The 11961-nt window shown below is 52.1% G+C and carries 13 protein-coding genes; 8 read left to right on the plus strand and 5 right to left on the minus strand.

All coding sequences use genetic code 11. The features are described from left to right. Nucleotides 1–12: 12 nt before the first annotated feature. Both panC and panD read left to right on the plus strand, forming a co-directional pair. Nucleotides 13–879 (plus strand): pantoate--beta-alanine ligase, encoded by an 867-nt coding sequence (panC, locus tag Q394_RS0102525; RefSeq protein WP_028487888.1) that lies wholly within the window; start codon nt 13–15, stop codon nt 877–879. A 50-nt stretch (nt 880–929) separates the two neighbouring features. Continuing rightward, complete coding sequence (gene panD, locus Q394_RS0102530; RefSeq protein WP_028487889.1) at nt 930–1310, plus strand: aspartate 1-decarboxylase; 381 nt, start codon at nt 930–932, stop codon at nt 1308–1310. A 322-nt stretch (nt 1311–1632) separates the two neighbouring features. Here the strand turns inward: panD and Q394_RS0102535 are convergent, their stop codons facing one another. Together Q394_RS0102535 and Q394_RS0102540 are read right to left on the minus strand one after the other, a co-directional pair. After that, nucleotides 1633–2043, minus strand: coding sequence for a hypothetical protein (locus Q394_RS0102535; protein WP_028487890.1), 411 nt, complete (start codon nt 2041–2043; stop codon nt 1633–1635). Nucleotides 2044–2046: 3 nt separating this feature from the next. Further along, nucleotides 2047–2490, minus strand: a complete 444-nt coding sequence (locus tag Q394_RS0102540; protein ID WP_028487891.1) for a tetratricopeptide repeat protein — start codon at nt 2488–2490, stop codon at nt 2047–2049. A 153-nt stretch (nt 2491–2643) separates the two neighbouring features. Between Q394_RS0102540 and Q394_RS0102545 the strand changes: the two genes are divergently transcribed. The 4 genes from Q394_RS0102545 (at nt 2644) to Q394_RS18865 (ending at nt 6152) form a co-directional block, all read left to right on the plus strand. Then, a complete protein-coding gene (locus Q394_RS0102545; protein WP_028487892.1) occupies nt 2644–3765 on the plus strand; it encodes an anthranilate phosphoribosyltransferase in 1122 nt (373 codons plus the stop codon). A gap of 45 nt (nt 3766–3810) precedes the next feature. Further along, nucleotides 3811–4008, plus strand: a complete 198-nt coding sequence (locus Q394_RS0102550) for an Alvin_2107 family globule sulfur oxidation protein (protein WP_028487893.1) — start codon at nt 3811–3813, stop codon at nt 4006–4008. 171 nt (nt 4009–4179) lie between these two features. Next, nucleotides 4180–5298, plus strand: coding sequence for a GNAT family N-acetyltransferase (locus Q394_RS21235; RefSeq protein WP_051542648.1), 1119 nt, complete (start codon nt 4180–4182; stop codon nt 5296–5298). Between the two features lie 2 nt (nt 5299–5300). Continuing rightward, nucleotides 5301–6152, plus strand: a complete 852-nt coding sequence (locus Q394_RS18865; RefSeq protein WP_051542650.1) for a cupin-like domain-containing protein — start codon at nt 5301–5303, stop codon at nt 6150–6152. On the opposite strand, the gene glgC is transcribed toward Q394_RS18865, so the two are convergent. Both glgC and tsaD read right to left on the minus strand, forming a co-directional pair. Further along, the gene (gene glgC / locus Q394_RS0102565; protein WP_028487894.1) at nt 6149–7417 is read right to left on the minus strand and encodes a glucose-1-phosphate adenylyltransferase; all 1269 of its coding nucleotides are present in this window, start codon (nt 7415–7417) and stop codon (nt 6149–6151) included. The genes Q394_RS18865 and glgC overlap by 4 nt on opposite strands. A 90-nt stretch (nt 7418–7507) precedes the next feature. Next, on the minus strand, nt 7508–8509 hold the full coding sequence (tsaD, locus tag Q394_RS0102570; RefSeq protein ID WP_028487895.1) for a tRNA (adenosine(37)-N6)-threonylcarbamoyltransferase complex transferase subunit TsaD: 1002 nt from the start codon (nt 8507–8509) through the stop codon (nt 7508–7510). An 80-nt stretch (nt 8510–8589) separates the two neighbouring features. Between tsaD and Q394_RS0102575 the strand changes: the two genes are divergently transcribed. Continuing rightward, entirely contained in the window at nt 8590–9333 is a 744-nt protein-coding gene (locus Q394_RS0102575; RefSeq protein WP_028487896.1) for a sialate O-acetylesterase, read from the plus strand. Between the two features lie 210 nt (nt 9334–9543). Here the strand turns inward: Q394_RS0102575 and Q394_RS0102580 are convergent, their stop codons facing one another. Further along, a complete protein-coding gene (locus Q394_RS0102580; RefSeq protein ID WP_028487897.1) occupies nt 9544–10650 on the minus strand; it encodes a TRAP transporter substrate-binding protein in 1107 nt (368 codons plus the stop codon). A gap of 86 nt (nt 10651–10736) precedes the next feature. On the opposite strand from Q394_RS0102580, the gene Q394_RS0102585 reads away from it, so the two are divergent. Further along, the gene (locus Q394_RS0102585) at nt 10737–11957 is read left to right on the plus strand and encodes an argininosuccinate synthase (RefSeq protein WP_028487898.1); all 1221 of its coding nucleotides are present in this window, start codon (nt 10737–10739) and stop codon (nt 11955–11957) included. The last annotated feature ends 4 nt before the right edge of the window (nt 11958–11961 follow it).

The raw sequence follows: 11961 nt of genomic DNA on the forward strand, positions 1-11961 counted from the left end.
AAAGAGCACTCCATGATTATTGTTCAAGCCATTGATGCCTTGCGTGAAGAACTCAAAAGCTGGCGACAGGCAGGCGAGACTATTGCTTTTGTCCCGACGATGGGTAATTTGCACGCAGGCCATATTGCCCTAGTCAAGCGGGCGCAGGCATTAGGTAGCAAAGTGGTGGTATCCATTTTCGTCAACCCTACCCAGTTTGATCGCCAAGAAGACCTTGCTGCTTACCCGCGTACCCTGACAGACGATTGTGCCAAACTGCAAGCCGCTGGGGCAGATTTGATATTTACCCCAACCCCTGCGTTGATGTACCCCAGCGGCGGTTTGGCCACTAAGGTGGAAGTGCCGGGCGTTAGCGAATTGCTAGAAGGTGCTTCGCGCCCCGGTCATTTCACGGGCGTTTCCACCGTAGTCTGCAAATTGTTTCACATGGTGCAGCCCGATGTAGCGGTGTTTGGTGAGAAAGATTTTCAGCAATTGATGCTGATTCGCCAGATGGTGCGTGATCTGGATATGGATATTCATATCGAGGGTTTGCCCACGGTACGTGAGGCCGATGGGCTGGCAATGAGTTCGCGTAATGGCTACCTGACAACCGTTGAGCGTAAACTTGCGCCCAGCTTTCATTTGATCCTGCGTGAAGTGGTTGACGCGCTGCACAAAGGAAGGCAGGATTACGCGTCCTTACAGATTGAGGCAGCGAAGTCTTTGGAATCACGTGGTTTTCGTCCCGATTATGTGGAAATTCGCCGCGCGGTTGATTTGCTTCCCGCTCAGGTAGAGGATACAGATTTAGTAGTGCTTGGTTCAGCATGGCTGGGTAAGGCGCGACTGATCGATAATATTCCCTTAACATTGAAAAAATTAACAGAAACATCATAATAGTATTGCTTTGTTGCATACTAGATTGAACGTTACGGAGGAACCGACCCATGGAGCTAACGCTTCTCAAATCCAAGCTGCACCGTGTTACCGTCACTCATGCTGAGTTGGACTACGAGGGTTCCTGTGCGATTGACGACGACTTGCTGCGTACAGGTAATATTCGTGAATATGAGCAACTGCATATTTACAATATTACCAATGGCGAACGTTTTTCAACGTATGCCATCCGTGCTGAAGCAGGCAGTGGGATTATCTCGATCAATGGTGCGGCTGCGCACAAAGCCAGTACCGGCGATCTTATTATTATTTGTACGTATGCGGGTTTCGCGGAAGCAGAAGCCAATGCGCATAAGCCGCAGTTGGTGTATGTCGACCCACAAAACCGGGTGACGCATACCTCAAAACAAATTGCGGTGCAGGCTGCTTAAGGGAAGATTGCACAAGGAATGTGCTGTTTGTCGGGAAAAAGAGGGAAAACCGAGCATTTCTTGTTATGGTTGTCGCTCGGTGTTGATTGCGATACATCGCTTATTGTTATGATTCTCATCTGTTTCGGGTCTGCTCACCCGCGCAGATGGTTAAACTTCAAGGTCGGCTTGGCGTCTAATCACGCTTAAGCCGACTGGCTTTCTCATAACTGTTCCATCGTTAGCCGGGCTTATTGTTATTGCTGTGCGCCCTTCGTCCATGCGCTGCATCTTACGGGTTTGTGCTGAATCAGTACTTAACTCATTATTTATATTTATCCGTTTATTTTTCCGACTTTTCAGGCTTATAGAACTTAATCCCCTGTTCAGTTTTGGCCTTCTCGTAATCACGGTCGAAAATCAGTTCCACATCCATATCGGCTTCAATATCACCTGCTGCCTTGACCATCTGTAGATCAGGGATGCGGTCTGCCAGCCATGTACACAGCGCCATTGCCAGCGAATAGTTTTCTGCAAACAAAGCATTGATCATCGAATTAGCGACAAATTGGGAGCGCAAGATCGGGTCAGGCGTTGGATGAAATTCTCCGTTAATCTGGATGCCCTGATCCATTTTGGCATCCATATTATCCAGATAAAGGCGTTGGTGGCCGGGAATAGGTTGGCTGCGATCGAATTCCAATACAGGAACAGCGTTGACCACCACGTGAAGTTTATTGCCTGCTTGTCGCATGGTTTACCCCAGATCGTCGAAGCCAGCGAGTTTATACAGGCGCTTGGCTTCTTCCTCATCCTGCGGAACGCCGTTGCCTTGCTGGTACATCATCGCCAGCGTGGTCAGCGAGCCTTGTAGCCCTTGTTCACCGGCCTTGTGGAACCATTTGGCTGCTTCTTCACCGCTTTTGGGGGCGCATTCGCCTTCCATGTACATAAAACCCAGCCCGTGTTGTGCCAGACCGTAGCCTTGTTCGGCAGAGGCTTTCATCAACTCAAAGGCTTTGGCATCATTACGCACCACCCCAAGGCCGTTTTGGCACATAATGGCGCACAGGTGCTGCGCAATCTGGTCGCCTTGATCGGCAAAGGGGGAAAGTAGTTGCATGGCGCGGGAAAAATGCTTGGCTTCAAACGCTGCCATGCCGCTGGCAAAATCCATAGAGTCATTATCGATTTGTGACACGGGAATCTCCTTGAACGTAAAATCGGGTTCCAATCTTAGCGCATTCTGCCCTTACTTCCGAAATAGCCCGCCGGGGTGTGAGTTTTACCCCTAGAGGGATATTCAGAAATGGGGGCGTGCTTCTTAAACTTTCGCGATATGGAAAATGCCACGATGACTGAAACAAATACCGAACGCAATTTAAAATTGCACATGCGCCAATGCATCCAAAAAGTAGCGACAGGCCCTGAATACAGCAAGGATCTGAACTACGAGGATGCCTATTACGCCATGCGTCACATTTTGAGTGGCGAGGCCGACCCTGTGCAGGTGGCGGTTTACTTTATTGCGTTGCGCATGAAACGCGAGACCGATGAGGAAAACCGAGGCACGTTGCAGGCATTGATTGATATGTCCGCCATCAGCACCGCAGCGGTGGATGAAGTGCTCGACGTGTCTGACCCGTATGATGGTTATACGCGCGGTGTACCGGCTTCCACCTTTGTGCCGGTGGTCTTGGCGGCGATGGGCGTACACGCTGTCCTGCACGGTCTGGAACAGGTAGGGCCGAAGTTTGGCGCTACCCACCACAAGGTACTGAAAGCGGCAGGTATCAATGTCAATTTGACCCCGGCTGAAGCGGTAGCACAACTGGAACGCATCGGCTGGACTTACCTTGATCAGCGTCAGTTTGCGCCCGGTTTGCATGACTTGATCCCCATCCGTCAGCGGATGATCAAGCGTCAAGTGCTGACCACGGTGGAAACCATGTTGGGGCCTATCCGTGGCAAGCTGAAAACCCACTGTATGGGTGGTTATGTTCACAAGGCATACCCGCCGATTTATGCGTCGCTGGCACGTCAGGCAGGTTTTGACAGCGCTATGTTTGTGCGTGGTGTGGAAGGTGGCGTGATTCCTTCCCTGCAACAATCTGGCAAGCTGTTTTATTACTACGGGCAGGGCGAAGAGCAACAGCGTGACCTTGACCCCAAAGAGTTTGGGCTTCAAGCCAGCGTGCGGGCAGTACCTTTGCCTGAAGACTTACCCGCAGCCCCGATGATTGGTGATGAGATTGCCACCACGGTTGACAGTGACGCTCTCGCAGCAAGAGCGGCTGAAATGGGCGTTGCGGCACTGGGTGGTGAAAAAGGTTTGATGTACGACAGTCTGGTATACTCGGCTTCAATCTGTCTGGCACATCTGGGGCGTTACGGTTCGATACAGGAAGCCGCTGATGCGGTACGTGCCACGCTTGATAGCGGTAAGGCACTGGACACACTGCGTGCTGCGGCATAAGCGCATCACGTTTATTTTCATTTTTGATTTAAGAGGACATGACAAATGAATATGCAGTATTACAACGCTGTCGTAGAAATGGAAAAAGCTGGCGTTGACGCTGAGTTCCTGCAAGGCTGGCAAGGTGGCTACCTGCTTAACCCCATGCGTGAAGAGCAGCGTCTGACTGAAGCTTATGAAGCAGGCTATGCGGCTGGTCAGGAAAAAGACATGGAAGCCTATAAAGAGTGGCTCGCTGCTTAAGCGTTCTTCATTCTTGTAAAGATACAAAAAAGCGGGCTATGCCCGCTTTTTTGTTATCGTTGATTTTGCTACGCCTGTCAGGTATTTGCTTAAATATAGCTATCCATTAAGTGCACAATCCATAACAGTAGGGTCGTTCATTTAATCAATAACTATAAAAAGGTATTTGCATTGATTACGCAACTTGTAACCGCTAGACGTGAATTGCGTGATATTGTTCCAGCTTGGGATGCACTCACACGCGAAGTGCTTGAGCCTAATGTTTTTTATGAAAGTTGGGCACTCTTACCAGCGCTGGAGGCATTGGCCGCGCAGGACAAGCATATTGCAGTACTGTTGGTATGGGCAGATGCCTCGCATTCGCACTTAATCGGTCTGTTTCCCTTGGTACAGGAACAATCCTATCAAAAGTTTCCGGCCTGTCATTGGTTGAACTGGCTACATCCCCATTGTCCTTTAGGTACACCGCTGGTGCATAAACTTCATGCTGCTGAAGTCTTTCAGGCATTGTTTGCGTGGTTGCGTGACCATTCCGGTGCGCTGGCGTTTTCGCTGAACAAGGTACCGGCAGAAGGCGAATTTGCACGTCACTTGCGGCTATTTACCCAACAGAATGGCTGTTTGTTGAATGAGCGTGATACGTGGGAGCGTGCTTTGCTACAAGCGAATACTTCTGGGGAAGAGTATGTGCATGGGCATCAGCGTAAGAAGAAGCTCAAGGAATACAGCCGTTTGCGTCGTCGCCTTGAGGATCTTGGTGAGCTGGAGTTTCAAACGCTGCTACCGGGGCAAAACCACGGTCTGAGCGATTGGATCAATGATTTCTTGCGGCTAGAAGAGCGTGGCTGGAAAGGTAAGGCGTTGACTGCGATGAGTTGCCACCAGGATGAACGTCATTTTGCGGAAGATTTGATCCGCAACGCTGCGGAACGTGGCCAATTGATGATGTTGAAAATGCTGCTGGATGGAAAACCCATCGCTATCAAACTCAATCTGACCAGTGCCACACATGGCAGTTATGCGCTTAAGATTGCTTACCATGAAGCGTATGCCGCGTATTCGCCCGGTGTTTTACTTGAACTGGAAAATATTTACTGCCTGTTGGATAACACCCCGCTGGCGTGGATGGACTCGTGTGCCATCCCCAATCATCCGATGATTGACCACTTATGGGCGGAACGCCGTAAAATGGTCAACTTTCACCTCAGTACGCAGCGTGTGTTGAGTAAGCCCTTACTGCATACCATGCAGTTAGTGAAAACCGCTTACCAATATTACAAGGGTGCATAAACTTGAAGTGCCTGACTATTCCGCCAGACAGCTTTGCCCCGGGTTTTCCTGATGTTGGCTTTACCATCCAGCACCATCTGGCTGATTTGGTGGCGTTTGACCTACCACATTTACTGGCCTTGAGTCGGCGCTTGCCTGCTGACAGCGTGGAATACAATGCCGGAACCCTGATACCAGGGCAAGACCTCGCCTTGACCCCGCACAACGGCTTGAGTATCGAGGAAACCATTGAGCGGATTGAGCATTGTCAGTCTTGGTTGGTACTTAAACATGTCGAGCGTGACCCTGTGTACAAAGCCTTGCTGGATGCGTGTCTGGATGAAATTTACCCCCATGCCGAGAGTAAGTTGAGTGGTTTGCATGACCGTGCGGCCTTCATTTTCATGACTTCGCCCGGCAGCGTGACGCCTTTCCACTTTGACCCGGAACACAATTTCCTGCTGCAAATCCGTGGCGAGAAAACCATGCACCAATTCGACAAATACGACCGCAGCATTTTGTCGGAAGCCGCGATTGAAGAAAAATACGTGGATGCTTCGTTACACCGTAACCAGCCGTTTCGGGAAGAGTTTCAGGCTAAAGCACAATCCTTCACCCTGAAACCCGGTGATGGTCTGTTTGTGCCGATCAATTCACCACACTGGGTGCAAAATGGCCAAGACGTGTCGATTTCCTTCAGCATTACCTTCCATTCGGAACAGTCCGACCAGATTGCCCGCTTGCACAAGTTGAACGGGATATTGCGCCGCCGGTTCAGGGTAACCCCAGCCCCGGTGGGCAGCAAACCACGCCTTGATGCGATCAAGCAGCGTGGCATCATGGCAGCAAAGGATCTTAAACGTTTACTGCGTTAGCCGACACTGGCAGAACCTTTCTGCCCCAGCATTTCTGGTGTGACCAGCGTAATACCGTTGGGGGTTACGCGGAAACGCTTGGCATCCAGTTCACGGTCTTCACCAATGATAGTACCTTCAGGCAACTGGCAACCCCGGTCGATGACCGCGCGGCTGATGCGGCAATGACGCCCAATCTGGACTTCCGGCAATACTACGGTGTCTTTCACCGTGCTGTAAGAGTGTACTTTGACATTGGAAAACAGCAGGGAATTAATCACGGCAGCCCCGGAAATGACGCAACCGGCGGAAACGACCGAATCCAGCGCTTTACCTTCGCGGCCTTCATCCTGAAACACGAATTTGGCAGAGGGCAGTTGGCGATGGTAAGTGAGAATAGGCCAGGTTTCGTCATATAAATTCAGTTCAGGCTCGACCGACACCAATTCCATATTGGCTTCCCAGAACGCATCTATCGTACCCACATCCCGCCAATAGGGTTGTTTGCCGGTGGTTGGGTCGAGGAATGGGTAAGCATACACCGCGTGTTCGGCAATGATGGAAGGGATAATATCCTTGCCGAAATCCCGGCTGGAATCTTTATTCGCCGCATCCTTATGTAGCTGCTCAAACAGGAAGTCGGTGTTGAAAATGTAATTGCCCATCGACGCCAGCGCGGTATCGTCTGAACCCGGCATCGGTTGTGGGTTATCTGGCTTTTCATCGAAAGCCACCACGCGATTTTTATCATCCACGGTCATCACCCCGAAGCCTTTGGCATCTTCGAGGGAAACACCCACGCAAGCCACGGTCATGTCCGCACCTTTTGCGACGTGGTACGCCAGCATTTCACCGTAGTCCATTTTGTAAACGTGATCGCCTGCCAGCACCAGCACGTATTTGGGGCGCAAGGTTTCCACGATGTCGAGGTTCTGGTAAATGGCGTCGGCTGTCCCGGCGTACCAGTTGCCAGTGGTACGTTGGGAGGCGGGTAACACTTCCACGAACTCACCCAGTTCGGTGCGGAAGTTTGACCAGCCATGCACCAGATGGCGGATCAAAGAATGCGCTTTGTATTGGGTCAATACCCCGATTTTGCGAATGCCAGAATTGACACAGTTGGAGAGGGGGAAGTCGATAATGCGGAACTTGCCACCGAAATACACCGCAGGTTTGGCGCGGCGATCGGTGAGTTCATACAAGCGTGAGCCGCGTCCGCCCGCCAGTACTAAAGCTAAAGTCTCCCGCGTTAGCAGGCTGACAAAGCGGGGATTATTGGTTGTCATATATTATGCGCTCCAGCGTCAGTGAGTGATACTGACCACTGTACGCTGCATTGCCTACACTTTCATTACGTCGGGTCAATAAATCTGGTCTTAAATCGCTGCCAGCTCGGTTAATGGCCAGCGTGGTCGTGCATTGATCACCGCTGCCTCATTCGCCCCGGCTTGCAAGCGCAAGGCTCCGGCATAGGCAATCATTGCGCCATTGTCGGTGCAAAACGCCAGACGCGGGAAATACACTTGCGCTTTTAGCTCCGCCAGTCGTGCGCGTAAGCGTTGGTTTGCGCCGACGCCGCCTGCCACCACCAGCCGTTTGCGCCCGGCCTGTTCCAAAGCGCGGCGGCATTTGATGAATAGCGTATCCACCACCGCTTCTTCAAATGCTCGTGCAATATCGGCTTTGTCTTGTTCCGTCTGATCGGACTTTTGCCAAGTGGTCAGTGAAAAGGTTTTCAGGCCGCTGAAGCTGAAGTCACAGCCGGGGCGATCCACCATCGGGCGCGGGAATTTGTAAATGCCGTCACGCCCTTGTTCTGCGAGTTTTGCCAGCAAGGGACCACCGGGGTAATCCAGCCCCATCAGCTTGGCGGTTTTGTCGAAAGCTTCGCCCGCTGCATCATCGACACTTTCACCGAGGATGTGGTATTCACCAATGCGCGGCACATCCACCAGCATGGTGTGGCCGCCAGAAACCAGTAAGGCCACGAAGGGCAGTTCGGGCGGGTTTTCTTCCAGCATCGGCGCGAGCAAATGGCCTTCCATGTGGTGTACGCCAACAGCGGGGATATTCAAGCCCCAGGCCATTGAGCGTGCAATCGATGCGCCCGTCAGCAATGCGCCGATCAGCCCTGGCCCTGCGGTATAGGCAATGCCGTCAATATCGCTCATGTTCATACCTGCATCGGCCAACGCTTCGCGTAACAGGGGCAATACTCGGCGGATATGGTCGCGGGAGGCGAGTTCTGGCACGACACCACCGTATTCGGCGTGCATCGCAATCTGGCTGAACAGGCGATGCGCCAGCAGCCCTTTGTCAGTGTCATAAAGGGCGACGCCAGTTTCGTCACAAGAGGTTTCAATTCCAAGCACGCGCATAAGGGTCTTCAGGGGTTAATGAGGATGAACGGCAGTATATATGCTAAAGTCGCGCCATGACAAAACAAGGTACTGGAAACATGCGATTATTCTGGACGCCGTTACTGGCTATCTTGCTGCTCGCGCAGACGCCCACTGTTTGGGCAAAAGATCGGCTGATTATTCTTGCCGGACAATCCAATATGATGGGGCGCGGCAAGGTCAGCGAGTTACCCGCGACTTACAAAACCACCCCCGCCAATGTGAAATATTTCTATCAGGGGCGCGAACACCCGCTGGCAAAATTTGCGTGGTTTGGCCCCGAAGTCAGCTTTGCCCACGATGTGGCACGGGCTTTCCCCAAAGATACTATTATTCTGGTCAAGCAGGCGGCTTCTGGCAGTCTGATCCAGCAATGGCAACCAGGGCAGGCGTTGTACAAAGGCTTGTTGCGTCAGGTCGGTTTTGCGGAAAAGGCCGAAGGGGAAGGGCAGGTCGACGCTATCTTGTGGATGCAGGGTGAAAGCGATGCGCAAAGCAATATCAGTGTTGCCCAGCAATACGGCAAGCGTTTTGACACCTTGGTGACGCATTTGCGTGAAGACTTGCAAGCGCCCGACAGCTTGTTTCTGTACGGGCAGGTGAATCTGGAACACCCTGACTACGCCGCCGGGATCAAATCCGTGCGTCAACAGCAGCAAGCCGCGCAACGTGAATTGCCGCGTGCGTTGATGGTGTCTACCGATGGCTTGGGCAAACAGGCTGATGGCATCCATTACAACGCTGCCGGGCAGATGGAGTTGGGTAAGCGTTTTGCTAAGGCTTACATCGAACACATGAAGTAGTGGGTGGATGGGCAGTGGTGCTTGGTGTTGCAAGTATTTGGCGAGCAACATGGGTTGAATAAGTCGATGAGCAAAAAATTAATCTGATCTAGTCCAGCAATCCCGGACACCCACAATTCCTCAAAAATTGATGTTTCCGGGTTTGATGAGCTAGATCAATGTGAGCAATTGCTGGCGGTATTGTCTCCGCCAGCTTGAGCCAAGTAAATTCTACAGCTTCTTGGTGAAGGCGAACTTGGCGTAGGATTGTTCCGCTACGCTGAACCATTGTGCTTGGTTATTGCGGAACACTTTCCAGTCGTCGTAAATCTTCTTGAACTTGGGGTTGGCTTTGGATTCTTCTTCGTAAGTTTCCACGGTGGCTTTGAAGCAGGCTTCCATGATTTCGTCGCTGAACTGGCGCAGTTTCACATCGCCTTGTAACAGGTTAGCGAGGGCTTGTGGGTTGTTGGCGTCGTACTTGGCTTGCATGTCGTTGTGCGCTTGTTGGCAAGCGGCTTCCCACGCGGCTTTGTAAGGGTCGGGCAGTTTTTCCCACTGTTCCTTGTTGACGTAGAAGGACATTTGCGGGCCTGCTTCCCACCAGCCGGGGGTGTAGTAGTTTTTGACGATTTTGGCAAAACCCAGTTTTTCGTCGTCGTAAGGGCCTACCCATTCGGCAGCGTCAATCGTGCCTTTTTCCAGTGCGGGGTAAATATCGCCACCGGGCAATTGCTGTGGTACGACACCCAACTTGCTGAGTACGCGCCCGGCAAAACCACCGACGCGGAATTTCAAGCCTTCCAGATCCTTGACGGTGTTGATTTCCTTGTTGAACCAGCCGCCCATTTGTGTGCCGGTATTGCCGCCCATGAAGTTGACAACGTTGTATTCAGCGAACAGTTCGCGCATCAGCTTCATGCCGTTACCGTGCAACATCCATGCTGTTTGCTGGCGCGAAGTCAGGCCGAAGGGCACGGCGCAATCAAACGCTAATGCGGGGTTTTTGCCGAAGTAATAGTAAGAAGCGGTGTGTCCGGCTTCGACGGTGCCGTTCTGGATGGCATCGAGTACTTGCAGGCCGGGGACGATCTCACCTGCTGCAAATATTTTGACGGTGAATTTACCACCCGTGATTTTATCAAGCGTCGCTGCGAGTATGTCGGATGCACCGTAAATGGTGTCGAGCGATTTAGGGAAACTGGAGGTCAAGCGCCAAGTAACTGTGGGTAAGTCAGCCGATTTGGCGTCATCGGCGGCAAGCAGGGTGGCTGGAGCAGCAGCGCCAAGGGTTGCGGCGCTGATAGCTGCTTGTTTCAGGAATGAACGGCGTTCCATAGTATCTCCTTTCTCTCGTTAGTAGTGCAAGGCATGAGTGTAGCGCATATAATGCCCCGTTTCGATTATCATATGGGAACACAGACATGACGCAATCAGTCAAGAAAGTCGTGCTGGCCTACTCAGGCGGGCTGGATACTTCCATCATCGTCAAGTGGCTGCAAGAAGTTTACGGGTGCGAAATCGTCACCTTCACTGCTGACATCGGTCAGGGCGAAGAAGTCGAACCCGCTCGCGCCAAAGCTTTGGCCATGGGCATCAAGCCAGAAGAGATCTTCATTGAAGATTTGCGTGAAGAATTCGTGCGCGATTACGTGTTCCCGATGTTCCGCGCCAACACCATTTACGAAGGCGAATACCTGCTGGGTACATCCATTGCACGCCCGTTGATTGCCAAGCGTTTGATTGAAATCGCCAATGCAACCGGCGCTGATGCGATTTCCCACGGTGCGACCGGCAAAGGCAATGACCAAGTACGTTTCGAGCTGGGTGCGTATGCACTGAAACCGGGTGTGAAAGTGATTGCCCCGTGGCGCGAATGGGACATGAATTCCCGCGAAGCCCTGATGCAGTACGCCGAAAAGCACAATATTCCGGTCGACTTCAAGAAGGCAGGCAAGAAATCCCCGTATTCAATGGATGCCAACCTGCTGCACATTTCCTACGAAGGCGGCCCACTGGAAGACCCGTGGTTTGAAGCCGAAGAAGACATGTGGCGTTGGAGTGTTTCCCCGGAAACTGCCCCAGACAAACCTACTTACGTCGAAATCACCTTCCGCAACGGTGACGCAGTAGCGCTGGACGGCGTAGAAATGTCACCCGCCACGATTCTGGAAACCCTGAATAAAGTGGGCGGCGCAAACGGTATCGGTCGTCTTGATCTGGTCGAAAACCGTTACGTCGGTATGAAATCACGCGGCTGCTACGAAACCCCCGGCGGCACGATCCTGTTGCCTGCGCACCGTGCGATTGAATCCCTGACGCTTGACCGCGAAGTGGCGCACCTGAAAGACAGTCTGATGCCCAAGTATGCCGAACTGGTCTACAACGGCTACTGGTGGAGTCCTGAGCGTGAAATGATGCAGAAAATGATCGATGCATCTCAGGCATACGTCAACGGCGTGGTTCGCATGAAACTGTACAAAGGTGCTGTCACGGTAGCGGGGCGTAAATCGGACGACAGCCTATTTGACGCGGCTATTGCCACCTTTGACGACGACGGCGGTGCATATAACCAGAAAGATGCGGAAGGCTTCATTAAGCTGAATGCACTGCGCCTGCGCATTGCTGCGGTAAAAGGCCGTTAATCTC

The sequence above is a fragment of the Thiothrix lacustris DSM 21227 genome (genome assembly GCF_000621325.1).
In the GTDB taxonomy this organism is placed as follows: domain Bacteria; phylum Pseudomonadota; class Gammaproteobacteria; order Thiotrichales; family Thiotrichaceae; genus Thiothrix; species Thiothrix lacustris.

Coding starts and splice junctions, on each gene's coding strand:
- glgC (WP_028487894.1), bottom strand. CDS start 7,417: ATGACAACCAATAATCCCCGCTTTGTCAGCCTGCTAACGCGGGAGACT.
- Q394_RS0102575 (WP_028487896.1), top strand. CDS start 8,590: ATGCGATTATTCTGGACGCCGTTACTGGCTATCTTGCTGCTCGCGCAG.
- panC (WP_028487888.1), top strand. CDS start 13: ATGATTATTGTTCAAGCCATTGATGCCTTGCGTGAAGAACTCAAAAGC.
- tsaD (WP_028487895.1), bottom strand. CDS start 8,509: ATGCGCGTGCTTGGAATTGAAACCTCTTGTGACGAAACTGGCGTCGCC.
- Q394_RS0102550 (WP_028487893.1), top strand. CDS start 3,811: ATGAATATGCAGTATTACAACGCTGTCGTAGAAATGGAAAAAGCTGGC.
- Q394_RS0102585 (WP_028487898.1), top strand. CDS start 10,737: ATGACGCAATCAGTCAAGAAAGTCGTGCTGGCCTACTCAGGCGGGCTG.
- Q394_RS0102535 (WP_028487890.1), bottom strand. CDS start 2,043: ATGCGACAAGCAGGCAATAAACTTCACGTGGTGGTCAACGCTGTTCCT.
- panD (WP_028487889.1), top strand. CDS start 930: ATGGAGCTAACGCTTCTCAAATCCAAGCTGCACCGTGTTACCGTCACT.
- Q394_RS0102545 (WP_028487892.1), top strand. CDS start 2,644: ATGACTGAAACAAATACCGAACGCAATTTAAAATTGCACATGCGCCAA.
- Q394_RS0102580 (WP_028487897.1), bottom strand. CDS start 10,650: ATGGAACGCCGTTCATTCCTGAAACAAGCAGCTATCAGCGCCGCAACC.